Raw genomic sequence first — 26,208 nt, 5'->3', positions numbered from 1 at the left:
TTATTAAGACTAGGACGTATTGAATCGACCCGCCACATTAATACGACAGCAGTATTTTTAGCGCTTCCCTCACTTCGCCGCGCCACTTTTGAAGGTAGAATCACCTTATCCTATCAGCCATTTTTCTGTGCCCTTGCATATAAGTAAATATGCAAAACCCCCATAGCACCATGGCCAATAAGGTATGCCTGAATTAATCCGGTAAAAAGCTCGTGTAAATCTTTTAGGTTATAAGACCATGATAAACCGACGTACCAGGTAATAAACCAAAGAAAACCGGAAAACAGAACTAAAAATAAAGCGCCAAGCCCCAATCCTTGAATGATCGCGACCAAACCATAGGGACTTGATTCAGGTAGTTTAAATTTTAACAGCAGGCTAATGTCATTACGCAGTTGGGTGAATTCTCTCCATAGATAGGGGAAATAATATTTAAGCCCATGGCGCTTTAATTCCACAGTAAGAAAAATAATGGCGACCGGGAAAAGAGAAATCCCAAGTATAATATGAAGCCAGGTACCGTAAAACTCGACCGTATTTGTACTTATCTCACCTGCCCTATTAACATCCATAAAGTTACTCACAATTATCTGACTTAATACTAGAAAGATAATTGTCATATGAAGGGTTCTAATTAATGGCGTTTGATGCTCCCTCATGTAATCCATTACGGTGTTATATATCTTCATTTAATACCTACTATAATATTTAAGAATTAATAATGTAAATGTATCAGGCGGCTACACCAAAGAACCGACCCACACCTGCCGTTAGTGCCATTGCGAGCGCACCCCAAAATGTCACCCTACAAGCACCGATAGTCATTGAAGCACCACCCGCACGCGCCGCAAGCCCGCCAAGAAGCGCCAAAAATAAAAGCGATAGAATGGCGACGGCAGATATTAAAAAGCGCCCGGGTATCACCCAAGCGACTAATAATGGCAGTGCAGCACCAACCGTAAACGTACAGGCAGAAGAAACAGCAGCTTGAACCGGCTGAGCAGTTGCACTCGTTGAGATGCCAATCTCATCTCGCGCATGTGCCCCCAGCGCATCGTGGGCCATTAGCTGTTGCGCAACTTGTACTGCTAAAACAGGATCAAGCCCTCGGCTTTCATATATTTCTGCGAGTTCATCTTTTTCGAATTCAAAATCATGTTCTAAAGATTTTTTTTCAAGCGCTAAGTCGGCATTTTCTGTGTCCGATTGAGAACTGACGGATACATACTCACCAGCCGCCATAGACATAGCGCCTGCAACTAATCCGGCAACGCCAACAAGGAGAATATTGTCTTGAGTGCTACTGGCAGCAGCAACACCAATAATCAGACTGGCTGTCGATACGATGCCGTCATTTGCACCTAAAACGGCAGCACGTAACCATCCTACTCGGTGTGATTTGTGTTTTTCATGGCGACTCATAGAGTACCTCTGTGGATTGTTGCGGCCGACTGATTATTAGCTGCAATAATTCATTATGATCATAAAAAATTTTTCACAATAAATACCGCCCATTAAATATATACAATAAGATTACGCCTCGAATTTTTATTAATCAATCACTTATATTTTACAAGGTAAATGAATGATTGTGGCAAGACAGAGAAAAAAAGATGGGCAGTTATAAACCAAAGAACGGAACAATTTAAACTTAGATAAGCCAACCTTTTTTTAAATTTTATTACCTTTGTCTAACAGCAAATACATACGTTCACTGCGTACTTTCAGACCGGAGGGGAACACCACATCACGGCCAAAGCCGTTATAAACAAAACCAAATGATTCATAGAGTTTTTTGGCGGGCTGGTTCGATTCGTAAACCTCTAGTATTAACTTTGAATAGCCGTATCTGTGACTGTCAGCGATAAGCATTTCCAACAAAGATCTTCCAATTCCCATAGCACGCATACTCTGCCTCACATGCACGCCAACCACGCCAATTCGCGAACTATTCTCTCCTTTAAGCCCGCACATATCGCCGGGGAATGCTTCAGCACTGGCAACTAATTCATTTTCAACAATAGCAACAAACTGCGGTATTTTATGAGCTTCAACTTTTTGTAAAACCGGGCCTATTCCACCCGCTGGCGGAGGCGGGCTGCTTAAATATTTACCCTCCTTAAAAACGCCATCCCATAGCGCCACAAAGCCGCCCAAATCTGAATACTTTATTCTGCGAATTTCCATGTACCCTCGAAGAGCAATGCTCTCTTTAACTGCTGCTTAATTGCTGCGTAGCTTGGCTTTATTTTTGCATTATAAATGAAAACTAAAAATAACTGTGCTTTTTTAATGAGTTGTAATTGCTTGCTGGCGACTAAAGATTTTAACCTGTTTTTTCTCGGTATTAGAGTGGAAGCGGTAGGCTAAATTGTGTTTTCGATGTTGCTTGAAAATATAGTCACAAAAGATACTTTTTATTTATCTCCTTAATAATTCATATGAACGATCGCTCAAAACATCCTTGAACGACTGTTCATATATGTTTATAGTGTCCTCAGAGTAATAGCATAAGAGGAGCAATATAATGAATGATGATATTAAGATAAACAACAGGATCAAGTTAGATATTGTATCCGATGTTGTGTGCCCATGGTGCATCGTAGGCTACAAACACCTGGAGGCTGCCATTAATGAATTGGGCCTGCAGGATAGGGTAGAAATTGAGTGGCAGCCCTTTGAACTGAACCCCGACATGCCCGAGCAAGGCGAAGACCTGCGCGCCCATGTGCTGCGCAAATACGGCGCTAAGCGCGAAGACAGTGACAAAGCCCGCGATAATATCAGTGCTCTTGGCGCTGAGTATGGATTTGAATTTGATTACTTTGAAGAGATGAAGATGGTTAACACCCGCGATGCGCATCTGTTGCTGGATTTTGCTCATCAACATGGCTTGCAGCATCAGTTAAAGCAGCGTTTGTTTGCCGCTTTTTTTAGCGAGCATAAGGATGTATCGAATCGTACCGTCTTGCTGACCGAGGCTCAAAGTGTAGGCCTAGATCCTGCCGCTGCGGCGTTAGCCCTGGATGATAGCAAACGCCGAAGCGATCTGTTAAAACAAGAGTCTTACTGGCAGCAACAGGGGATTTCCGGAGTACCAACGGTTATCTTTAATCGCAGCAGCGCGATGACAGGTGCACACCCGCAGAGCGCTTACAAAGAGGCGCTAAAAGAGTTCGCCGGGCTGTAATCTTTAGGTCATTACCGACCATCACTATTGAGCAAACGCTAATCAATGAATAATTCAAGGCCCATAAAATGAAAAAAACTGACAACAAAACTGACAATATAGAAGTACTGCTCTTTGACGTAAACGAGACATTGCTCGATATCACCACCCTTGAACCTTTTTTCTTGCGGGTTTTCAAAAATCCATTGGCGCTGCGTAACTGGTTTGCCGAACTTGTACTCTATTCGCAAACCATGACCGTTTCCGGTCTCTATGAACCCTTTGCTAATCTTGCCGTCGGCACTCTTAAAATGGTTGCTGCTAACCATCATATTTCGATCAGCGACGATGATCTTTTGGAATTCAAAGAGCTGCTTGGAAATCTTCCTGCGCATCCCGAGGTTATACCGGCATTGCAACGCTTAAAAGCGGCCGGATTTCGTCTGGCAACACTCACCAACTCGGCACCGACACAATCACCAACATTGTTGGAAAAAGCGGGAATATCAGAATTTTTCGAACGCCAATTCAGCATAGAAACGCTACGCTCATTCAAACCACATCCGGCAACCTACCGTTATGCAGCACAGGAAATGGCGGTTCCACTTGATCGGGTATGTCTGGTTGCCTGCCACCTGTGGGACACTATCGGCGCACAAGCGGCAGGCTGTTCCGGTGCTTTTATTACCCGCCCGAACAACAACTTACTGATAGCTGAAAATGTTCCTCAGCCGGATTTTGTCACACGCGATTTGACCGAGCTAGTTGAACTGCTTGTTGGGGATTTGTAAGGCATCAATAACTCATTTAACAATACTGGTGACTTCAACCAACCAGTTGACTCAATAATCACAAGGATAGAAAAATAATGAAAAGTTTAAAACAACAAACCGACGCGAAAATTGCACAGACGCGGCAGGCTAACCCTGATTTTATGAAAAGCGTTGACCAAATAATTGCTCAAGCTAAATCTTTCCAACTGGGGGACGATGCGATCGGGCTTAACCAGCAAGCACCCGATTTCGAACTACCGGATCCGCAAGGTACAGTAATATCATCGCTTGATTTATTAGCAAAAGGCCCTCTTGTTGTGACATTTTATCGTGGTAGTTGGTGTCCGTACTGCAACTTACAGCTTAGAGCCTTGCAGGCTCGATTAAGCGAGATTCATGCGCTCGGTGCTGAATTGGTTGCTATCAGCCCGCAAGTGCCTGATGAATCAATGACAAAAGATGAAATAAGTGAAATGGATTTTCTTGTCTTGTCTGACCAGGATGCAAAAGTCGCATCACAATACGGCGTGGCATGGCAAGTCCCGGAGGTTCTTTTGGAACACATGCGCGTGGGTCGAAAATTGGATCTTGAAGCCATTAATAACGGCAACGGTACTGTATTACCGATCCCCGCGACCTTTATTATTGACCGTGACGGGGTTGTCAACTGGCGCTATGTTGACGTTGATTATCGAACACGTTCAGAGCCCGATGATATTATCAATGCACTGCAAAAATTATCTTAAGGACACCGACGATTAAAGCGACTAACACGGTTTAATCGTAGCAAGCTTATTAAAACAACTTATTAAGAGACCCATGATAATGATCGGCTAAAACGATTTTATTATGATGGGTTTGGTATTAGAACTGCTTCGCTTGTGGTAGTTGACTCAATCATAAAAAGGGTACAAAGCCGATGGCCACTACTTCATTAAACAAAACACAGAACACGATTCGCGTGCAACTTTTATTGATGGCTTGCCTTTTAGGTGCTGTCATGGGCGTTATATTTATAATCATTCAGCCTTTCTTTGGCATGGATACATTAACAAGTCGGCATGCAGCGGCGTACCAGCAACTTGGTAACTGGAGTAGCGTGGCCGCAATCATCATTGCCTGGACGGCGCATTTGGCCGTTTCTGTATTTTATGGTTTTTTAAGTGGTATCGTTATTTTGAGCACCACGCAATTGAACGTTGTGGCTTTGTTTACCTTAGCCTTCTCATGGCTAACAACCCTCATTGCGCCGCCCGCAAACGCCATGATTGTGCAGTTTGTTTCTTTTCAACAGATTCAAATTAGCCAATTACCCGCTTTAAACTTCAGCCTCGATGTTAAATTTTTATTGCACCTAGTCTTTTTTGCCGCAATGACTTTGCCTTTGTATCTCTACCATAAAAAAGCCAAATAATAACTTAGACATTACTAATAACCACGACATTTGCAATTATTTGAACGATCGCTCAAATACATCTTGAACGATCGCTCAATTGAGTTTATAGTAATCCCAACGTCACGGAGCCAAGGTTTCAAAGTTTCAAGGTTCCGGTTACATAAAAAATAAATTTAAATTAATAGAGAGAGCCATTATGTCAAACTTCAAAATCCATACCATTGAGTCAGCTCCGGCAGAAAGTAAGACAATCCTAGAGGGTGCAAAAAAACAGATGGGTGTTGTTCCGGGTCTTTTCGGCGTATTGTCTGAATCTCCAAACACGCTTAAAGCTTACACACAATTACATCAGCTATTTTCAACTTCATCTTTTGATGACGAAGAGCTAACCGTTGTATGGCAAACTATTAACGTTGAGCATGAATGCCATTACTGTGTACCTGCACACACGGGTATTGCCCACTCAATGAAAGTTGATCCGGCTCTGACTGAAGCGCTGCGTAACGGTGAACCAATGCCAACTGAAAAACTACAAGCATTGCAGGACTTTACCTTGAGCATGGTACGTGACCGCGGTAATGTTTCGCAGCAACAGACGCAAGCATTCTTTGATGCGGGTTACGGACAACAGCAGATTCTTGAAGTGATTCTTGGTCTGTCTCAAAAAGTGATCAGCAACTACGTCAACCATGCGGCAAAAACACCGGTCGATCCAATGTTTGAACAATTCGCCTGGACTAAAAAATAAGCTTCATAAAAAATCAAGATTGCTTCTTCTGTTTTGAAGGGGCAACCCAAGTTTTACGTTCACTCTTTCTCAGATGACTCCTTAATACGGCAGGATAATATTATGCTTAAGTTTTTTTTCCACCCGACACCAAACCCAATGAAAGTGGCTCTTTACCTTGAAGAAACCGGTTTAGCTTGTGAATTGATACCCGTAGACACAATGAAGGGTGAGCAACATACAGCAGAGTACCGCGCGATTAACCCAAACGGTAAAACCCCGGCAATTGAAGACGAGGGTAAACGGGTATTTGATTCTACTGCTATTTTAATGTATCTCTCGGAAAAAACGGGAAAATTAGCAGGAAAAGCAGAAGATCGCAGTGAAATGCTGTCATGGTTAATGTTTTTAGCAACAGGCTTAGGCCCCTTTTCAGGCCAAGCGGTTCACTTTAGGCATAAAGCACCTGAACAAGTGCCCTATGCAATCAATCGTTACCTCAGTGAAGCCGAACGTCATTATGAAGTCCTGGAAACACACATGAAAGACCGTGAATATATAGTGGGTGATGAGTATTCAATTGCGGATATTTCAGCATGGGGTTGGATTGATAAAGCAACGGCTGTATTAGGCGGGCAAGGTTTAGAAAACTATCCTAACCTAACACGCTGGTTTGCAGGCATAAACGCTCGTCCGGCAGTAGAAAGAGCAAGAAATATCCATAAAAACATTGAATTTAAATCTGATTTTGATGAACAGGCAGCACGTGCACTGTACCCGCACAACTTTGATAAAAAAGCCTGATAACAAAGTCAATAAGAAAGCCGATAACATAAAAAATATAGGAGTGATCAGAATGGAAAAGCAATACACACCTCCAAAAATCTGGACTAATGATGCCGAAAGTGGCGGTAAATGGGCCAGCGTTAATCGCCCGGTTTCAGGCGCAACTCATGAAAAAGTATTACCCGTTGGTGAACACGCTTTGCAATTGTACTCAATGGGCACGCCTAATGGCCAAAAAATCACCATCATGCTGGAAGAGTTATTAGCTCTGGGTAAGGATGCAGAATACGATGCCCATATGATCAGAATTCTTGAAGGCGATCAATTCTCATCGGGTTTTGTGGATATTAATCCTAATTCCAAAATTCCGGTATTAGTGGACCGCGCGATCGAAGATCCTGAAGCTATATTTGAATCTGCCTCGATTTTAGTTTATCTTGCTGAAAAATTTTCTGCATTACTGCCCGAAAAAGGCGTTAAGCGGACACGAGTTTTAAACTGGCTATTCTGGTTACACGGCTCAGCACCCTATTTAGGTGGGGGTTTCGGACATTTCTATGCTTACGCACCAGAGAAATTTGAATATCCAATTAATCGCTTTACCCTGGAAACTAAACGCCAGTTAGATGTTTTAGATAAGCAATTAGCAAAAAATGAATTTATTGCGGGTGATGAGTTCAGTATTGCGGACATTGCCACCTGGCCCTGGTATGGCAACTTAATTCTCGGCAAGCTTTACGATGCCAAAGAATTCCTTCAAGCAGAACAGTACATCCATCTGCAACGCTGGGCAAAAGCAATGTTAGCGCGTCCGGCAGTACAACGTGGCTGTATCATCAACCGTGATTGGGGTGAGAAGTGGGAACAGCTTGAAAACCGTCACAGTGCAGAAGACATCGATAAAGTATTAGCGTTAAAACCAGAATAACTTATTTCAGGTAAGAAAAACGACAACATCAAAGGCCTAGTGACATATTGTTACTGGGCTTTCAGCTTTTAAGGCAAACCTGTTTAAGGCAGATATTATGAGTAAACAAGCAAAATTCAATCGCGATGACGTTATCGAAAAAGCAAAGAACCTGTATTGGGAAAAAGGCTATCACGCAACGTCAATGAGAAATCTACAGGATGTGGTTGATATGCGCCCGGGCAGTATTTATGCGGCTTTTGGCAGTAAAGATAATTTGTTTAAAGAAGCGTTAAATCATTATGCTCACACCGGTGCTGAGCAACTTGCTAATAGTCTGGCGCAGGAAAAAACAGTCCTTGCCGGTCTGAAACGATTCGTTCGCAGTGTGACTATTTGTAACAAAGACAGCGTGCCAAACGGCATGTGCATGATAGTTAAAAGCATCGCTGAACTAACACAGAGCGATAACCCGGATTTGCTTGCCAGCGCAACGCATATTTTAGTAAATATAGAGGGCTCTTTTGCTCGCATTTTCCAACAAGCCATTGATAACGGTGAAATCAGTATAGAAAAAGATCCCGTTGAATTAGCACGTTATCTGCAAATTCAAATAATAGGCATAAGAACTTATGCGCAAATAACCAACAACATGAATGCCATAGAAAAATTTATCGACGATGTATTTAAAAGACTGCCAGTGTAAAAAGCTTCTAATCTAATTTGTTTAATATTTTATTGCACATCTAGCCCAACAGACGGTGCTGTTTGTTCTGCCCTATGCCGCCTATAAAGGCGGATCTACTTTAGCTGTGACCGATGTATTAACACGAAACCATCCCGCAATAGAATAACGATTCCGATTAGCAGGAAGCACTTCATGAGGAAACTCTTCGCTCAAGAAAGTAACCAAGGTACCTAAAAGAGGGATCACTTTAATCCCGTCTTTATCGTGGTCATCTTTATAGATAACTAATTCGCCACCATCGGCACTCGTCCAGCCCGTATTAAAATACACAACAATCGATAAAATGCGATTAGCTTCACCTCGAAAGGCATCACAATGCCTTTTGTAATAATCTCCGGGTCCATAGTGGGCAAAATGACTTTCAAATGAAAACAGACCTAAAAATAAACGCCGATTTAAGAAGCGTTGCAGATTTGCAGACCAATCCAGCCACTTTTCACCTGCTTCAGTTGTACCTGTAATCCAACAAATTTCATCCGTTCTTACAAATTTATTTTCTGAATATTCATCACCCCTGCCGATGCCGGCGCTTTTAAATTTGTCAGCCTCCATTGTTTGCTGATAATCAAATAATGAACTCGCCAAGCCTTCCGGCAAAGCGCCGGGTCGAATGCTATATCCTTTATTTTCAATATCATCAGCGATAAGAGAAAAAAGTATTTCATCACTCGCATTGTCACCATCTATTGAGGGGAATTGCTTTAGAGCTACCAAATTAATTTACCTGTTAATAAAACATTTCAAAAGGCATATAAGTGCATAACACCGCAAATACAGGCACCTAGGTCGACGTCTTTTTTCTAATTTTGAGCTTAGCAAAAAGCGTGACAACTGTAATAATAGTCCAGTCGAGCTGCTTGTGCAGTTAGACGCTTTATACATTTTCAGCGGTGCTTATCTTCCTGTAAAATCAGCATGATATGAAGATAAAAATATGCAATTTCAGTGATTATTAATTTTGAGTTTGAGTCTAAACTTGAACTAACATGCATTAAAACTGCCCTGCAGGATAAGACTCCTATTTAAACCAAACTTTTCCGCCGATCATTTTATAGGCAGGTGTACCGCGGATCAGCATATCTCTTGCAAACACAGTTGCACATTCAGGACAAGTCCCCTCCTCTGTGGTGAAATTTTTAGTAATTCGCTCTTTGAAGCATTTTACAAGCGCGCCTTTTCCGCCTTTTTTATATTTAAAAAGTTGATGCTGGCATTTACTGCAATAAATATTCACACTTCTTGAGGGAGCTTTAGTATTCGGTTTTGCCATAAATCACCTATCTATTGATTATCAGAGCCTTGATCTTCACAGATCCGTTGTGGGATCTCTCTTCTATCTGCTGTTGGGATGATCGTTATTCCCAGCCCAACAGACCCTTACTTTTTTATATTCATTAAGCAGTTTTGTACATAAGAAAATGAGTAGAAGATCATGCGCTCTTTAGGTTTAAAGTTTGCAGGGACACCTTAGCACATCAAGTCCCGTGGAAATGCATGAAAGATGATATGACGCCAAGAAGATGGCTTTGAACTGTTTTGAAGATATTAAGTTATCTGTATCAACAATTTAACGGGGTTATTAATATCTGTTACTTAATAACCACTTATTCGCTGAACTCCCGTGTAACGGTAAAAGACAGGTTTAAAAAAATCTTGGCTTTCCTGAATGAAATTTAAAGTCAGTATCAGGTGATTGAATGAGATCAGCTTCAACATCAGCAAAAAAATTAACTCTTTCTGTTATGTCTTGCCCGGAAACATGCTCTGCTAATGTCAAATAATCTTGATAATGTCGCGCTTCGGAACGCAGCAGAGACAGGTAAAACTTTCCTATCTCTGGGGCTAAATGTGGTGCGATTTTAGCAAATCGTTCACAAGATCTTGCTTCTATAAATGCACCGATAATTAATTTATCAATAAGAGTTTCCGGTTCATAGGTACGAACCTTTTTTAACAACCCTTTTGCATAACGCGATGCCGGTATGGGTTGATAATGAATTTTATTGTCTTCAATAATTTCTAAGACTTGATAAAAGTGATGTAATTCTTCTCTTATCAATAAAACCATTTTTTCGACCATATCCTGACCGTAAGGACAGTCTGAACGAGCCTTAATCGACTTTGATAAAGCATTCTTACCTTTCAGAGTTTGCAGATTACCGATACGCTTATAAGCAAATTCATTATAGGGTTTAACAAACTCTGTTAGTTGATCGCTGCCCTCTTCTTGTAAGGCATAACGTTTAAGTAAAAACATCGCACTTTGTGCAGCTTTTAATTCACAGAGCAAGTGATCCCGAAGAAGAATTGGCAAGTTTTCTGCTTTTATAGCTTCATTAACCCAGGCATCGGGAGTAGTACATTTTAAAAAGGAGTTAATAGGTTTTAATAATTGTTCATACATTATTTTAATTCAGTTTATTGAGCATTTATAATATGTTAACACGGAAATTCACTATAAATTATTGATTGATACAATCTATATGTATGCCACCAGCCATTCAGACCTGATCCGTATAGCAGGCTAAGAATAACATTAAACGCCCAGCCCATCGCTTGCCTATTAAAATTATAAACAGAACCCGCTCAACTAGCCGACAACATCAGCCCCTTCCGCCGCACCAATAGAATCATTTATTAAGTAGATTCTGTTCGATTAACAAGTGATGATAAAGCAACCTTTAATGAGAGTAATTATCATCTAAGGTTGATATATATCATCAATAACTATCAAAATATGACTTATAATCATAAAAAGGAGCTCTAAAATTAATATGGAGATAGATGAAAAAAGTGTAACGATTCAACTTAAAATCGACAAAAATAAACTGATGAAATTATCTGAACAAGGTGTGATCTGTGCAGCTGATTTTAAGTGTATTGATCCAATTTCTAAGCAGCTTGTGATGCAATTGTGTTTGAAAAACTGTGCAAAGCGCATGCAGATAAATGCATGGGATATCCCCATCATTTTAAAAAAGTGAGGATGAAAGTGAAGCTTGATAATGGTTATAAATGATGTGAATTTATAACTTTCTGAGTAGCTTCGATTAAAAATCAATGAAGTAGCACACTTTTTTTGAATAGTGACAGCATTAATAGAGTTCCCCGCAATAGGTCCTTACCTTCTGCTTTTTTATGGCAATTGACTAGTTTTGTCTATAAGAAAATTAGCTGGCGATTACTTTGCTCTTCATTATTCCCAATTGAACCGTATTTTGGCAAAAAGAAAGACATGAACCTCGGAACCACTAATCTAATCAGTGTAACAATAACCTGAATACATACTCGAATAATTTGCCATTACATTTTCGTTAAATTGTTAATTTTATTAATAACTTACAGTAGCACATATGGTATTATAACTTGCCAATAAAAATCAATTTAAAAAAAATCAAACCTAATATAATTATAAAGTGGACATGAAATGAATAAATATATACTTCTTTTATCAACTTCTTTTTTAACATTACCTGTTATGGCTAATGTATCTTGTAACGACCTTTTAAAAGCAGATTCAAATAATGGCGTTTCACTTATAACTGATGCTATTAGTGATATGGGATACATGGATGCAGCTAAATTCGGTAAAAAATTTGCTGGATTGAACTTAGAAGATCAGGGAAAGGTTGTTGCTAAATCAACCATTCTTTGCACTGCAGCTAGTGGTGAAGAGCAATTAGCTAAAGTCCTTAAAAGCTCAATCAAATAAACTGTAACTAGAAATAAGAGTAAAATATGAAAATGAAATTACTACCTGCATCTTTGATTACATTGGTTCTGTTATCCGGCTGTCAAACAATGACTCACCTTATTGATGCCAGCGATACAACTTCTAACATCACAACTAGCTTAAGCTATGCCGATTTCAATAGCGCGGCTAATAGAATGGCGGATCAGATAATAGCCTCTCCTTTGCTAGTACATCCGCAAAGTGCACAAGGGGGACGTTATATTCTAAATATTTCAAATATCCAAAATGATACGATGCAAAGAATCGACACTGACCAACTCGTAAAAACCATGCGAGTACGGATGTTAAATTCAGGAAAATTTTTAGTCACAACCGCGTTCGATGGCTCTGACTCAATGACTAAAGACTCTAGAACTTTAGCTGATTCAGCAATGGTCAAGCAATCATCAGTCAAAAAGAATGGCACTGTTTTGGCACCAGACTTTTCATTAGCAGGAAAAATAATGCAGCGTAATAGTAGCCTAGATAATGGAGATACACGCATTGAATATTATTTCCAGCTTCAAATGACTAATTTGGAGAACGGATTAAGCTATTGGGAAGGTGAAGAAGTGATTGGTAAAGTATCTGGTTCAGATACTGTTTCTTGGTAAAGGGTATAAAAAAACCAAGGAGTCTGAGCGCTGCTTAGACTCCTTAATATCCTACAAAGCAATGCCTACAAAATAATTCCTCCAAAACTTTCAGATTCATCTTTAACGGTAGGTTTTACAGTTGTTTTATGTGTTTTTTTAGGGATGGATTTAGTTGACTTTCGGGCTATATATTTCTTTCCATCAAAAACTTCACCACTCACCAAAGTAATATAAGCAAGTTTTGGTAATACTTTTGCAACTTTCACCAAGGCCACTTTATTTTCCATGTAGCCTAGACTTTCCTTAGTTACGGGATCAATTATTTTTTGGCCCAGAGAAAAAACATCATAATATTCTCCCTCCCTTACGGTGTCGCCCCCTGAATTAAAAACAAGCGAACCATCATCGGTTACAATAACGACCAACGGATAGATATTATCTTTGATATTATGGAATATTTTTTTAGATGAGAGATCGAGTAATAAATTTAAGTTATTACGACTTGAGTTAGTATGGATACTAGTCGCCCACTTTACCTGCCTCTGCTCTATATCAATGATTTTAAAATTAACCACAACATTAGAGGTATAGCGTGTTTTTACATCGTGAATATATTCACCTGTTAATGCCACTGTTCGTGAATTATCGATAACATTTACATTGGTATTTGCTTTGACAACATTGGCTTCGATAACATAATCAACATTAGGATCATTAGGGTCCAACAATACTTTAAATTTTCTATCCTGCGACAATAAGGCTTCGACCTTATTAGCAATAACACTTCCTTTGGAGCCGTTGAATATTTTTACTGCAATCGTTCTCCTATTGTTATTTATAGGTCTTTTTTCATTACGAATAGACTTATCGCTAACCTTTACCTTTACAGACAACGTGACATTGCACTGATCATTATCACAATGCTCAGATAAGACGCTATAAGTTGCATTACCCGATGATTCGAGTGATGTCTTATCATTGAGATTATTAGAATACTCACTTTCGTCACTGCCATTAGACAAATATTTTTCTTCTGTCACTCGTTGAGAATCAATAGAGACACCTGAAACCTGCTCAACAGCTCTACGTATAGCAATATTAATAGCACTATCTAGCGTTCTTGCTGAACCGCTAGTCTCTACCGTTTTTGTAGCAGCTGCTGCATTAACCGATAGAAATAAACTAACAAAAAAAACATATAAAAATTTCATATCAAATTTTTCCGTAAAATAATATTAAAAATCAGCTGCATCAAACATATCCTCTGACTCGGCCGAATGAACCGATTGTGTTTTCTCTGCATCCTTAGGTTCCGCTTCTTTATGCGTTACATTATTAGCTAAATCAATCGCATTACGAACCGATACAGGATGCCAAACAATAACGGCACCGACTATTTCTTTTCCCGTAATTGGGTGTTTTTTCGACCATGTATACTCAATTTTAACACCTGTAAGCCCTTTTATAGAGGCTGAAGTCTTAGACATTTGAGTCATTTCTGAAATCAAACTTGATACCGTATCAGATTGAGTCGTTTCTACATTATTATTAACCAACCTGCTGATTGTTTCTGTTGTATTTGACTTTGACTGACTTGTTTCAGCTGAAAATTTGCCACTTAAATTATAGGTTCTCGCAAGGTTTGCCCAAGCATCATTAATCGCATAGGGCTTCGCAACTTTCCTCTCCATTGAACGAATTTGAGAGTTTGTTGAAAATTTAACACCTGCTTGTCCATAGGAAATGATGAAAGGATAACCTAACTCATCATATTTAATATTTGTACCCGACTTAAGATATAGGCCTTCTTTCTTTGATACCAAATAATTAGACATGGTTGTAAATTTTGAATCGGCTTTAGTCTCATCGGGCTGAATATTACCCTTCGAGTCGATTAATGCTTTAAGCAATTTTTTCTTTTTCAAAGACATCGCCATCACAACACCAACGGTTCCCTCTCCGTTATTTTTCATCACCTCAAAAGTTTTAATTAAAAACATACCTGATAAATTACCATAGGCAGTTCTTTTGGTTTGCTCGGTAATAGAAGCCTTTAAATAATCACCCCGTTTTTTAGGAGGAGCCGCTTTATATTCTTCAGGGTTTATACCTAAGTCCTCAAGTTCAGCATCTAATTTACCACCGATTGCCGCCACCACTTTGTTCCTGATAGCCATGGAAGAACTTTCTGTTTTAAAGTCATCAATAGTCGCAGGGGGCATACCACTCTTATTTGCCAAACGATTCAGCGTGCTAGATTGAGTGCTGACATTCAATTCTTGTAAATATGACTCACGTGCTCTAGCCATAGCCTCTTTCATAGCCATCGTCCTATAGGCAGACCAACTCGGATCATTTTTATCGACGGTAATATCCGCTGTACCGCTATAAACAAATGCTGAGTGTGTTTTACCTTGTTTTGCAAGGCTATTTTGAACCTTTAATTTATATGACTCAATTTTCCCTTCAATTTCAAGCTGAGTATCTCTTTCTTCAGCGACTTTATTGACATCTTTATCTGACTGCTCGCCAACTTCGTTGTCCACCTCTTCCACGGCAGCCACAACATCAATATTTTCATCATTTTGAAGCGGCGCATCTTGCTGTATTACCTCTTGCTGCGTTACATCTTGGGCAAAAACAGGCATACAAAAAACGAGCGCTAACGCTATTATTTCTTTTTTAAAATACATAAAAAAACCTTTTACTTAAAATTTAAGATCACGCTTTCAAGCTGATCAATATTATTTACATTAAATATCAATGACGGTGATTTTTGGTGCGATTAGATTGTTATATGTACGTATATGTACAATTTGATTCTTTGAATCTGGACTCAGCTCAAGAGGAACATCAAAAGATCCCACTTTTATATTGATTTTGTTAGAGGTTTTATTGAACCTTGCTAACTGAATTGAATTAGGTAATGCGGTGACACTGCGAGTATCTGCTCCGGTTGTAAAAGCCGACACCAGTCCAAGGGCTAAACCAGCTAGACCTGTTGCATCTTGGTTTTCGGCAATCGCTTGAGCTCCCGCTTTCAGAGTGGCACGAGTAATCTCTCGGGTAATAATCATTGGTAGTTCAGTATTAAATTCACCACCAATTATCTTATCCATGTCTGCAATAACATGGGTTTGATATTCGCCTACCTGGATAGATGAATTTGACTGTGTGCCGTCAACCATCTTAGGGAATGCCATGCCGACATATTGAACTTTGGAATTTTTCAAAACACCAAGAGGAAGATCAACTCTTACTTCACTAAAACTTGCCGACATCCCGTCTTCCACAATCACCCATACCGCAGGTTTAAACGCTGACTTAGACTCGCCCTTGGCAAGTGCGTTAGCCATTTGAAGATCTGTTTTAACCGACGGATCGTTAGTAATGCTATACACACGCTGCAATAAATCAGCAGATTTTTGATAGTCAGAATGACTTTCACCATTGAGCATAAAAAACAATCCACCAGCATAAGTCACAGCCGGGTTAATGTAGCCGTCATAAGACTGCCAGGTATTATTAATACCCGCGCCGGATAAAGCCTTATTAGTTGCATCAGACTCAACTGCTTTTTTAATACCCTCTGTTTTCTCCCCATCTTCCTTAGCAAGTTCTTCTTTTTGATCTAGTATTTCAGATTTAAAATATTGAACTGCTCGACGCTGGCGCTCTTCCGCTCTATTCCATTCAACACGGGCATTTTGAGTATCTCCAAGGTTCCAAAAAGACCACGCTTTGTAATAATTGGCCATAACACCATCATATTGAGTTTGCTCGTAATCGAGCATGGCATCATTACCAAATAGCGAGCCTGCGGTTTGTGTACTATCAGCAACGACGCCTTCAGTATCTTCTATCCGCATCACATCTTCAGCTGCATCAAAATAAACAATAGATTCTTTATAGCTGCCATTACCATAGAGAATAGTTCCTGACTGTAGCGCCCACAATAGATCATCGGGTAACCCTGTTTCTGGATCAATTGAAGCTTCATTTTTTGCATAGTTTATGGCAGAGGCAACATCACCTTGGCTTATTGCGCCAGTAAATGCTTTTTCCTGATTACTCTGAGTGATTGAAGTACAGCCGGAAAGCACAATTGATGATAAAACCAATGGTAATATTTTTCTTTTCATGGAAGCTACATCTCTTTAAATAGTAAGGAGTAGAATAATAAACTGATTCAAATATAAAACTTTGATCAGTACAAAGGGGGCTAAATTAGAAACACATTTACTTAAGTGTAAAGTGCGACCATCAAAGCGTGCATCAACAGTGACGACCCAATAAAAACTATAATGTGTGTTTGTTAACTTATTTTTTTAATGAAAGAATTAAGTTAAAATATTAAAATAATTATTGAACTTAATTAACTATAACATAACGCATTGAAATAAATGTTATTTTGGCTTGTTTATTTGATTTTATCTTATGGGAATGAGTAAGAAATTTAATATGGAGCTCTTGATTTGATCTGTTTCTGTAACTTAATGCAGTATCGAATTACACAATATAAGCTAATACTTATTGAATATTTCAAAGATACCGAAAGGATCTTTATCTAAAAAAGGAACCGTTACACACCTAATAAATATTATGATGTATTTTTTAGGTTACATAAAAACCTATACGCAGCTACAGAATTAAAATGTAGAACGCACCTCAAGTAGTGGAAATTCAAGCTATCTCAATGCTCAAATTTTCCAGTCTATATACTGGATATCCATTAATTACAATGGCTATCATTTAATGCAAAGGCTTATAAATATCAGCCTTAATAAGCAGCATTTAAGTAATTTATTAAGATAGCGAGAAAAATCTCATTGAACAGCATGTTAAATGGTTAGGCTATCTGAATTTAATGCCTGTGGAAGTATCTTAACGAACAAGGATCCATAAACTGTCATCAAAGTATTTTTAAATCAGGGGGATTAATGTAAATATCGGTGCAATACATTCTTCAGGCAATTCAACATTAAATTTTTCCGGCTGAACTTATAGTCACCACATAAAAAAGCACGACGTACGCAACAGGGAATAAATTTGAACAGCTTCAGCTGGCTTCGAAGAAGTGAATAACAGGGATGTTATTCATAAAATAAGGCGTAACAACCAGGAAAACCTGTGGCGCACGAGATTGCATCATAATCAGCTTCAGTTATTCAAAACAGTGTTTGAATAAAACAGAGAAGCGGATTAATATTGAGCCAATTAGATGGGTGTCCAGCTATTTTCTAATGTCCAAAAATAGACCAGCCAGTTTGTTGCACCAGTATTTCTAATGCCTCGGTACCCAGCTTGCTATTGCCAACACTGTCAAGTCCTGGGGACCACACCGCAATTGATGCTTTCCCCGGCGCAATGGCGAGGATCCCGCCACCAACTCCACTTTTACCAGGCAGACCGACACGATAAGCAAATTCGCCAGAGCCATCGTAGTGACCACACATTAACATTAACGAATTTATCCGCCGTGCCCGTTGCGCTGAAACAACTCTGTTGGTGCTATTTTGGTGCATACCGTCTAAAGCTAAAAACATGCCGGCTTGAGCAAGTTGTTCGCAATTCATCGCGATTGAACAGTGATGATAATAAGTCCCTAACACACAATCAACCAAGTGTTTAATGCGCCCAAACGAGGCCATAAAATGAGCCAATGACGCATTCCTATGCCCGGTTTCAACTTCAGAACGGGCAACTTTATCGTCAATACTTATACTCGAGTCATTGGCAATATAGCGGACAAACTGCACTATTTCAGCGAGGGTTTCTTTGGGTTGATGGCCCATCATAATGGCATCAACAACAGCGATGGCGCCAGCATTGATAAAGGGATTACGTGGTTTACCATGCTCATGCTCAAGCTGCACGATGGAATTAAAAGCATCACCCGATGGCTCACGCCCCACATTTGACCAAAGGGCATCACCAATTTTACCAAGAGCCATCGTTAGTGTGAATACTTTTGAAATGCTTTGGATAGAAAATAATTGCGCTGAGCTGCCCGCACTAAAGACTTGGCCATCGGCTAACACCACAGTGATGCCAAATTGATTGGAGTCGACACAGGCAAGCTGTGGAATGTAGTCAGCCACCTTACCACGATCGGTATTTGCTGCCATGAGCTCGTTAATGTCGTCTAAGATTTTTTGCATAGTATTCTCTGCATCATAATAGTGCCTAAGGTGGTCAGTAAATGTTCCTGTGATTTGCTCAACATTATCACTTTTAACTCGTTGTAAAACAAGAGTATCGCGAGGGGCTAGTCTTGTCTTCGGCTTTTTTATGTTAATTGACTAGGTCTGTATATAAGAAAATTAGCTGGAGAATACTATGCTCTTTATTACTCCCGAGTGAGCCGTGTCGTAGCACAAGGCAAGACCTCGGCTTTGTTAAGTTGCATAAAAATCTGCAAAGAACGGGATTAATCTTGGCTTTATAATTACTGAGGCTTATAAAACCAAGAGCCGTAGCCATAAACAATCGCATGACTACAGCGCTTACTTTCCCAATAATAAAAAGGCAGATGCGAAATCTAATAAAGCGAAATCGCAGAAAGGACAGCCAAACTTTTTCTGCTGTAGGCTGTAGAATGAAGGCTTAACCATTCTAAAATGGCAAGATCGTCATAATAAATTTTACCTAAGGTAATTTATTACCTGCAGCGCAATAGATCTCATACCATTCGGTTCTGGTGAGATAAATATCTACGGCTTTGCAGCACTCTTTTAAGCGTTTGGTATTCATTGTACCTATGACAGGTTGCATTTTTGCGGGGTGGCGTAAAATCCATGCAAGCGCAATTGCTGTATCAGATACATTATATTTTTCTGCAATTTCGCTCAGTTTTTTATTAAGTTGGGAGAATTTCTTATTACCAAGAAAAACACCTTCAAAAAATCCGAATTGGAAAGGTGACCAAGGTTGAATAGTAATGTCATTTAATCTACAAAAATCCAGTACGTTTCCGTCTCGACCCACAGCAGATTCATTTAGCATATTAACGTTGATTCCGTTAGAAATCATGGTGGCATTGGTTATGCTAAATTGTAATTGATTGGTTATAATTGGCTGCTTGACTGACTTTTGCAATAGCTGTATTTGCATTGGATTATGATTTGAAACACCGAAATTTCTAACTTTGCCATTGCTTTCTAAGATATCAAAAGCCGCTGCAACTTCTTCCGGTTCCATTAATGCGTCAGGGCGATGCAGAAGAAAAGCATCAAGGTAATCCGTTTTTAATCGCTTTAATATCCCGTCAACTGACTGTAAAATATACTCTTTTGAAAAATCATATTGCCCTGGTTTTATACCGCATTTAGACTGAAGAATTATTTTTTCTCGAATAGTACTATTCATATTGATGGCATCTGAAAAGATTTTTTCGCTTTCACCTTTTCCGTAAATATCAGCATGATCAAAAAAATTTGCCCCTTCATCCATAGCTGTTTTAATAAAATTTTGTGCTTCAGATTTTTTTAATTTGCTCATTCTCATACATCCTATTGCGACTGTAGGAACTTGTAGAGATGAATTACCTAGTTTTATTGTTTTCATTTTTATAGTGTATCCTTTAATAATATCTGATTAAGCAAAAAACCATCACAACATCATGACTTTATCGTGATAAATAAATATAAATTATTATACATGTCATGGTCAGTTGTAGGGTGGGATCGTGTCTTTTATTTTGTTATATACCCCTGATTTATATATCAACAATTCAACTTCTTTTTTAATTCACTAGCTTCTGAAGATAATTTCCTAGACTTATAAGCACAAAATACAGCCCATGGTATTGCGATTGCAAGTGCACCATTTACAACATTAGAATTTGTAAATAAAGGGTGAAGTAATTCAGGATTATGACCAAGTTTAGCGTACAGACTTAAGCCAATCACGACCATTGCCGGTAAGTTAATAAGGGGAATATGCCTAATCTCCTTTTCAACTATCTTTAAACGTTCTTCTAATTGTTTCTTTTCGAAATACATTTATAAATTCCTTGTGCGTAATACAGGCATATAGACATAATGACTTCCCACTAAGATGCTGGCCTCTACCGTGGGTTAGGTGAAAACCAGAGCCATAATATATCTATCAACAATTAATGTGGAGGCTAATTCTTCTAACGACCCCAGTGCCTAATACCGCACCGCGTTATCATTTCATAATAATCTGCTCGACCAATCTAGCCCCTGATCGCCATTGGCTCACCAACGTAGGCATTGAATAAAGACGGTTCCAACCAGAAAAACCTCTTGATCGGTTAATTCACTTTTTTCTTATTTATTAACATACAAAACCAGATGATAGTGATCAAACATAAGCACAGGTATCAATAGTAAAAATAAAAGTTAAAAACTGAAAATGTTCGACCATCCATTGCCTGCTAAGCTCAAAATTTCAAAATGTTCATGCCCAATTATTCATCAGTAAATCTTATTGTAGCTGCGAGTAAAAAACAATATAATCGAAAATAAAAGACATGATAACCACTTGACCCTAAAGCTTTAAATTAGAAATTTAAATAGGAACCTTAATGAAAAAGTACTTAATCGCCACTATGTTTGGTTGGTGCTCATTGTCGAATGTTTATGCTCAAGAGCACGGTTTAGCAGAGCCATCTGGTAAGGTGATTCTATCTGTATCGGTTGATGGGACTAACTCAGAGCCAGCAAAAAAGAGAATAGAATTTGATAGAGAAATGTTAATGGATTTAGAGTTGTTTAGTATTACCACTTCAACTCCTTGGACAGAAAGCGCAGATATCTACAAAGGCCCGTTATTACGATCATTACTTGAAAAATTAAACATTGAAGCTGAAAGCATCACTATTTCTGCTTTAAATGATTACAAGGCAGTTATGCCAGTCAGTGATGCCTATGAGTATGATGTTATCTTAGCGACAGAGGTTAATGGCAAACAGATCAGTATTAGAGATAAGGGGCCAATATTTATTCTTTACCCATTTGATCAAAACCCAAGTTTAAGAAGTGAGGTTATTTATAGCCGTTCAGTATGGCAAGCTTATAAAATAGATGTTAATTAATGCTTAAGTATTTAATTTTAAAAATTAATAGTTATTGTAAAAAAAAGGGTAAGTCTTTTTTACTGCTTACCCTAGTTGCTATTTTTTTTATGACTATAGCTAGCTCAATCTTTTACCAATTAGTTGAAGACCAACGCGTCATAATGTCTGCCGCTGAAGAAAACGCTTTATGGGCGGCATACCAACTCGATAAAGACACACTCAAATTAAACGCTTCACTAGAATTACTCAATATAGACTTTTCTGATAAACAGCTTGAAAGATCGAGACTACTGTTTGACATTCTTTATAGCCGAATAAACATTCTAGAAAAAGGCCAATTGAAGAATTTGTTTCAAGAACAAGAAAACGGATTAGAAACAATACAGTTTATTCGTACTAATATGGATGCTATGGATGCCATATTATTTACTGATAACAATCAGGTAAATACGGAATATTTACTGACCAAAAGCCAAATCTTACTCGATAGAGCCAATAATTTTGTACTGGGTGTATTACAGATACGTTCAAAGAATAAAGTAGAAAACAGGAGTGAATCAAAGAACATTCTTTTCTCATTAGGCCTGTCGCTTATTATTTTAAGTATCATCGTTATCTTCATCATCTATATCTTATTTAAACAATTAAAAACGGTTAATTTATCTTACGAAAAAGATAGAAAGTTAACGGTCAAGCTAGAAGAGGCAATCTTACATTCCGAAAAATCCTCCCGTGTGAAGTCTGATTTTATGGCCACCATGAGCCACGAAATTCGAACACCAATGAACTCTATTATTGGATTTAGCCATATATTGTTAAATGATAATTTGTCAGATAAACACCTAGATCGAGTGAATAAAATTTATCAATCTGCCAACAGTCTACTTGCTATGATTAACGGAATTTTAGACTTTTCTAAAATAGAATCAGGTAAAGAACATATTGAACACCTTCCGTTTAATATAGATGAATTCTTAGATTGCTTATATCAATTACATGCCGATGCTGCACACAAGAATGGCCTTGATTTCCAAGTCATGCGCGACTTTGCTATCGCCGATAACTTAATTGGCGATAAAGTAAAACTCCAACAAATATGCGTTAATCTAATTGGAAATGCGATCAAATTTACTCCTTCAGGCTCAGTCCATGTAAAGCTCTATCAACATGAACAAGATAATATAATGATAGAAGTGGTAGACACCGGCATTGGTATTAATCCAAAGGTTAATGTATTTGATGTTTTCCAACAAGGCGATACAAGTACAACACGGCTTTATGGTGGCACTGGATTAGGCCTCAGTATTGCACAAAAAATAACCCAGTTCTTAAACGGAAATATCAGTTATGTTAGTAAAGAAAATGAAGGGACTCAATTTTTCGTAGAACTCCCCTACCAACCTGATTTAATGATACGCAAACAGAGATGTAAACCCATTCATATTCTGGAACACGATACTGAAATTATCACACTTACAACCTTTCTGAATATCCCGAACATTGTCATCGAATTAAATGAAATTGAAAAAATTGAATCGACAATATTAGTTAGCATGAATTATTTTCTCTTATTAAATGCAAGCGATGAATCGTCTTATTGCTCCCTTAAAAATAAGGCAACTTTTCTATCTGGCTCAGATAATTCTGCATCAAACCATCAAGGCTTAATTACACCAACAAATTTAGAAAAAACAACCAACCTAGCTTTAAGAAACAAAAAACAAGTGACTCAACATAAGTCGACAGAGTTCAGCAATAAAAAAATATTACTCGCTGAAGATAATGAAAATAACGCCATTATTGTGGAATCAATTGTGTCTTCAATGGGGTTTGAAGTTGACTGGGTAAAAAATGGGCAAGAAGCGTTAGAGCATGCGACTTCTACTATTTATGAACTCATATTAATGGATGTAAGAATGCCTGTTATGGATGGATATGAGGCATGCGAAAAAATCAATTCAGCATTAAAAAAAGCAGTCCCTATCATTTTAATAACCGCAGATATTTCAATTGAGGTCAATATCGAAAAATTTGCAAATGACGTTGTCTTCAAACCATTTGATCCTGTTGAACTTACCAATAAAATAAGATCGACGTTAATACAAACTCAAAAAAGACAAACCTTAGAAACAAATGATGTCGTCAACAATACAATGTCTGATGTGATGTTATCTGAGCTATTTGATGAACTCAGTATATTAGAAGAGATGTTGACCTTTGGTGACAGCGAATCAGATGATTTTCTTAAAGCGCTCACCCAAAAAATCCCTCGTGTTAATGAGAGCTCTCTTATCAATAAAGCACTATCAAATATAACGAATTACGATTATTTAGATGCGTTAGAAAATATTAAATCATTTAAAACAGCGTGCTCTAGCGCCCAATATGGAAGAGTGAAGTAATGAATGCAAAGGATAGTTCAGGCAAATATGTTTTCGATTTAAAAAATGTACTGATAGTCGATGATATCCCCAAAAACATAGACTTGCTAAAAGGCATATTGTCAGAACATTATCATATACAAATAGCTAAAAGTGGAAAAATGGCTTTAGATATCGTCAACTCTAAAGCACCTGATATTATTCTTTTAGATATTATGATGCCTGAAATGAACGGTTTTGAAGTTTGCCGCATATTAAAATCAAATCCGAAAACCGCAGAAATTCCAGTCATTTTTTTAACCGCATTAACAGATATGAGACATGAAAAAGAAGGTTTTGAAGCCGGTTGTGTTGATTTTATTACCAAACCAATTTCACCTTTAACAACACTTGCAAGAGTGCAGACACATCTTGAAATTTATGAAAACCATCTTAACAACAAGCAGCTCATTACACAGAGAACAAAAGAATTAGATAGCCTATTAACCTCTGCCATTGGTATGTTAGCAGAGGCCGGCCATCACAATGATACTGATACTGGCGTCCATATGTGGAGGATGGCAGATTACAGTGCCGCACTTGCAAAGGGTATTGGATGGAGTGAATCAGAAGTTGAATTACTGCAATTAGCCGCCCCACTGCATGATACCGGTAAAGTCGGCATTCCAGATTCAATATTAAAATCACCCAACAAATTAACCGAAGAAGAATGGGTGACTATGCGCAAACATCCTGATATGGGCTATCAAATTTTATCTAAAAGTGAAGCCCCTCTTTTTAAGTTAGCTGCGTCCATTGCATTTGGTCACCATGAAAAATGGGACGGTTCAGGTTACCCACTAGGCCTTGCTGGGGAAGAGATACCTATCGCCTCACGTATCGTCGCATTAGCAGATGTATTTGACGCGTTAACAATGAAGCGCCCTTACAAAAAAAGCTGGGCAATCGAAGAAGCATTACAATATATCAAAGAAAATTCAGGCTCTCACTTTGATCCCAACTTAGTAGAAAGCTTCATACAAATTAAAGATGAAATCTATAACATAAAACAAAAGTGGAAGATGGTGGAATCACAGGAGGATTAGTTAAATAGTGGTGAGTTCAGCGTTTAAGAGGCATCTAATAATGCCTCATTTAACCAAAACGACTTGCTCAGTGGCACTTAGGATTGGCGAGATGCGGCTATAATAGGAGAATCATTGGGGTCAAATCATTGGGGCCAGGTCTGAATGGCACTGCATTAAGCTTTTCCTCCCTTGGTCCTTGTGTTTTTTCTTTGTTTCGGTGGATGCCCATTTTTTAATGAAAATATACTGGACATCCATTAATTGAAATGACTATTATTTAATGAAAAGACTTATAAATATCGGCCTTAATAAGCAGCATTTAAATGATTTATTAAGGTAGCGAGCAAAATATCATTGAAAAATACGTTAAATGGTTCGATGGGCTGAATTTAATGCATGTTGAAGTACCTCAGATGCATAAACTGTCATTAAAGTACTTTTAAATTAGTGGATTAATGCAAACATCGGTGCAATACATTCTTCTTGGCAATCCAACATCTACCAGTATGTTCAGCGTAGTAGGCTAATTATTCTAACGACCCCACTGCACCATGATAATTTTTGCCAAAACTACTTGCTAGTTCACCCCAGATTTCGCCTGCAATTTAAAGCCCCCCTGCCACGCATATTCAGGGGGAAATAAGAATAGCTTTAGTTCGTCCATAGGATGAATGCCAAGGATGGCGGTGAATCAACCAAAGCAACCTGTGTTGCACGAGGGGCATCATAATGTGATCCTCGTCATTCCAAACAGTGCCTAAATAGAACATAGAAGCGGATTAATATTGAGTCAATTAGATGGATATCTGGCTATTTCCTTGCGTTTTACTCGAATGGCATGACCAAAATTATTAAAATCGCAAAAAGAAAGGCCTGATCCTC

General features: G+C 38.6%; 26 protein-coding genes. 14 read left to right on the top strand and 12 right to left on the bottom strand.

The features are described 5' to 3' along the window. Positions 1-113: 113 nt before the first annotated feature. The 3 genes from ACJAZP_RS13315 to ACJAZP_RS13305 all read right to left on the bottom strand — a co-directional run bounded on the left by ACJAZP_RS13315 (position 114) and on the right by ACJAZP_RS13305 (position 2,187). The gene (locus ACJAZP_RS13315; protein ID WP_415231228.1) at positions 114-689 is read right to left on the bottom strand and encodes a cytochrome b/b6 domain-containing protein; all 576 of its coding nucleotides are present in this window, start codon (positions 687-689) and stop codon (positions 114-116) included. A gap of 43 nt (positions 690-732) precedes the next feature. Next, a complete protein-coding gene (locus tag ACJAZP_RS13310) occupies positions 733-1,422 on the bottom strand; it encodes a VIT family protein (RefSeq protein WP_415231227.1) in 690 nt (229 codons plus the stop codon). Positions 1,423-1,671: 249 nt separating this feature from the next. Further along, positions 1,672-2,187, bottom strand: coding sequence for a GNAT family N-acetyltransferase (locus ACJAZP_RS13305; RefSeq protein ID WP_415231226.1), 516 nt, complete (start codon positions 2,185-2,187; stop codon positions 1,672-1,674). 340 nt (positions 2,188-2,527) lie between these two features. Between ACJAZP_RS13305 and ACJAZP_RS13300 the strand changes: the two genes are divergently transcribed. The 8 genes from ACJAZP_RS13300 (at position 2,528) to ACJAZP_RS13265 (ending at position 8,464) form a co-directional block, all read left to right on the top strand. Further along, positions 2,528-3,190 (top strand): DsbA family oxidoreductase, encoded by a 663-nt coding sequence (locus ACJAZP_RS13300; RefSeq protein WP_415231225.1) that lies wholly within the window; start codon positions 2,528-2,530, stop codon positions 3,188-3,190. A 68-nt stretch (positions 3,191-3,258) separates the two neighbouring features. Next, positions 3,259-3,960 carry a haloacid dehalogenase type II gene (locus ACJAZP_RS13295; RefSeq protein WP_415231224.1) on the top strand — a complete coding sequence of 234 codons (702 nt, stop codon included), beginning with the start codon at positions 3,259-3,261 and terminating at the stop codon, positions 3,958-3,960. A gap of 77 nt (positions 3,961-4,037) precedes the next feature. Beyond that, positions 4,038-4,688: a peroxiredoxin-like family protein gene (locus ACJAZP_RS13290; RefSeq protein WP_415231223.1), complete on the top strand. Its 651-nt coding sequence runs from the start codon at positions 4,038-4,040 to the stop codon at positions 4,686-4,688. A 173-nt stretch (positions 4,689-4,861) separates the two neighbouring features. Beyond that, positions 4,862-5,356 carry a hypothetical protein gene (locus ACJAZP_RS13285; RefSeq protein WP_415231222.1) on the top strand — a complete coding sequence of 165 codons (495 nt, stop codon included), beginning with the start codon at positions 4,862-4,864 and terminating at the stop codon, positions 5,354-5,356. A gap of 178 nt (positions 5,357-5,534) precedes the next feature. Next, the gene (locus ACJAZP_RS13280; protein ID WP_415231221.1) at positions 5,535-6,086 is read left to right on the top strand and encodes a carboxymuconolactone decarboxylase family protein; all 552 of its coding nucleotides are present in this window, start codon (positions 5,535-5,537) and stop codon (positions 6,084-6,086) included. Between the two features lie 102 nt (positions 6,087-6,188). Next, positions 6,189-6,869: a glutathione S-transferase family protein gene (locus tag ACJAZP_RS13275; protein WP_415231220.1), complete on the top strand. Its 681-nt coding sequence runs from the start codon at positions 6,189-6,191 to the stop codon at positions 6,867-6,869. Positions 6,870-6,921: 52 nt separating this feature from the next. Then, the gene (gene yghU / locus ACJAZP_RS13270; RefSeq protein ID WP_415231219.1) at positions 6,922-7,779 is read left to right on the top strand and encodes a glutathione-dependent disulfide-bond oxidoreductase; all 858 of its coding nucleotides are present in this window, start codon (positions 6,922-6,924) and stop codon (positions 7,777-7,779) included. 97 nt (positions 7,780-7,876) lie between these two features. After that, positions 7,877-8,464: a TetR/AcrR family transcriptional regulator gene (locus ACJAZP_RS13265; protein ID WP_415231218.1), complete on the top strand. Its 588-nt coding sequence runs from the start codon at positions 7,877-7,879 to the stop codon at positions 8,462-8,464. An 81-nt stretch (positions 8,465-8,545) separates the two neighbouring features. Here the strand turns inward: ACJAZP_RS13265 and ACJAZP_RS13260 are convergent, their stop codons facing one another. The 3 genes from ACJAZP_RS13260 to miaE form a co-directional block, all read right to left on the bottom strand. Further along, positions 8,546-9,220 carry a 2OG-Fe(II) oxygenase gene (locus ACJAZP_RS13260; protein ID WP_415231217.1) on the bottom strand — a complete coding sequence of 225 codons (675 nt, stop codon included), beginning with the start codon at positions 9,218-9,220 and terminating at the stop codon, positions 8,546-8,548. A gap of 304 nt (positions 9,221-9,524) precedes the next feature. Further along, entirely contained in the window at positions 9,525-9,776 is a 252-nt protein-coding gene (locus ACJAZP_RS13255; RefSeq protein ID WP_415231216.1) for a hypothetical protein, read from the bottom strand. Between the two features lie 372 nt (positions 9,777-10,148). Continuing rightward, entirely contained in the window at positions 10,149-10,913 is a 765-nt protein-coding gene (gene miaE / locus ACJAZP_RS13250) for a tRNA isopentenyl-2-thiomethyl-A-37 hydroxylase MiaE (RefSeq protein WP_415231236.1), read from the bottom strand. Positions 10,914-11,280: 367 nt separating this feature from the next. On the opposite strand from miaE, the gene ACJAZP_RS13245 reads away from it, so the two are divergent. From ACJAZP_RS13245 to lpoB, 3 genes are all read left to right on the top strand, one after another. Beyond that, positions 11,281-11,490 carry a hypothetical protein gene (locus ACJAZP_RS13245; protein WP_415231215.1) on the top strand — a complete coding sequence of 70 codons (210 nt, stop codon included), beginning with the start codon at positions 11,281-11,283 and terminating at the stop codon, positions 11,488-11,490. A gap of 443 nt (positions 11,491-11,933) precedes the next feature. Further along, the gene (locus ACJAZP_RS13240; protein ID WP_415231214.1) at positions 11,934-12,218 is read left to right on the top strand and encodes a hypothetical protein; all 285 of its coding nucleotides are present in this window, start codon (positions 11,934-11,936) and stop codon (positions 12,216-12,218) included. A 26-nt stretch (positions 12,219-12,244) separates the two neighbouring features. Beyond that, positions 12,245-12,853 (top strand): penicillin-binding protein activator LpoB, encoded by a 609-nt coding sequence (lpoB, locus tag ACJAZP_RS13235; protein WP_415231213.1) that lies wholly within the window; start codon positions 12,245-12,247, stop codon positions 12,851-12,853. Positions 12,854-12,918: 65 nt separating this feature from the next. Here lpoB and ACJAZP_RS13230 read toward each other — a convergent pair whose 3' ends face one another. The 6 genes from ACJAZP_RS13230 to ACJAZP_RS13205 form a co-directional block, all read right to left on the bottom strand. Next, the gene (locus ACJAZP_RS13230) at positions 12,919-14,046 is read right to left on the bottom strand and encodes a hypothetical protein (RefSeq protein ID WP_415231212.1); all 1,128 of its coding nucleotides are present in this window, start codon (positions 14,044-14,046) and stop codon (positions 12,919-12,921) included. 24 nt (positions 14,047-14,070) lie between these two features. Continuing rightward, entirely contained in the window at positions 14,071-15,528 is a 1,458-nt protein-coding gene (locus ACJAZP_RS13225) for a DUF6844 domain-containing protein (RefSeq protein ID WP_415231211.1), read from the bottom strand. A gap of 60 nt (positions 15,529-15,588) precedes the next feature. Then, a complete protein-coding gene (locus tag ACJAZP_RS13220; RefSeq protein WP_415231210.1) occupies positions 15,589-16,977 on the bottom strand; it encodes a COG3014 family protein in 1,389 nt (462 codons plus the stop codon). 1,098 nt (positions 16,978-18,075) lie between these two features. Continuing rightward, positions 18,076-18,996 (bottom strand): glutaminase, encoded by a 921-nt coding sequence (locus tag ACJAZP_RS13215; protein WP_415231209.1) that lies wholly within the window; start codon positions 18,994-18,996, stop codon positions 18,076-18,078. A 487-nt stretch (positions 18,997-19,483) separates the two neighbouring features. After that, entirely contained in the window at positions 19,484-20,401 is a 918-nt protein-coding gene (locus ACJAZP_RS13210; protein ID WP_415231208.1) for an aldo/keto reductase, read from the bottom strand. Positions 20,402-20,559: 158 nt separating this feature from the next. After that, positions 20,560-20,838 (bottom strand): hypothetical protein, encoded by a 279-nt coding sequence (locus tag ACJAZP_RS13205; protein WP_415231207.1) that lies wholly within the window; start codon positions 20,836-20,838, stop codon positions 20,560-20,562. Positions 20,839-21,386: 548 nt separating this feature from the next. Between ACJAZP_RS13205 and ACJAZP_RS13200 the strand changes: the two genes are divergently transcribed. The 3 genes from ACJAZP_RS13200 to ACJAZP_RS13190 are packed head-to-tail and all read left to right on the top strand — an operon-like array spanning position 21,387 to position 25,344. Beyond that, positions 21,387-21,896, top strand: a complete 510-nt coding sequence (locus tag ACJAZP_RS13200) for a molybdopterin-dependent oxidoreductase (protein WP_415231206.1) — start codon at positions 21,387-21,389, stop codon at positions 21,894-21,896. Beyond that, positions 21,896-24,280: an ATP-binding protein gene (locus tag ACJAZP_RS13195; RefSeq protein WP_415231205.1), complete on the top strand. Its 2,385-nt coding sequence runs from the start codon at positions 21,896-21,898 to the stop codon at positions 24,278-24,280. The genes ACJAZP_RS13200 and ACJAZP_RS13195 overlap by 1 nt, the downstream gene beginning before the upstream one ends. Then, entirely contained in the window at positions 24,280-25,344 is a 1,065-nt protein-coding gene (locus ACJAZP_RS13190) for an HD domain-containing phosphohydrolase (RefSeq protein ID WP_415231204.1), read from the top strand. Before ACJAZP_RS13195 ends, ACJAZP_RS13190 begins: the two co-directional genes overlap by 1 nt. The last annotated feature ends 864 nt before the right edge of the window (positions 25,345-26,208 follow it).

Source organism: Psychromonas sp., assembly GCF_047632955.1.
Classification (GTDB): domain Bacteria; phylum Pseudomonadota; class Gammaproteobacteria; order Enterobacterales; family Psychromonadaceae; genus Psychromonas.
Note: the sequence above shows the minus strand (reverse complement) of the source record. Positions and strands in the feature narration are given on the sequence as shown.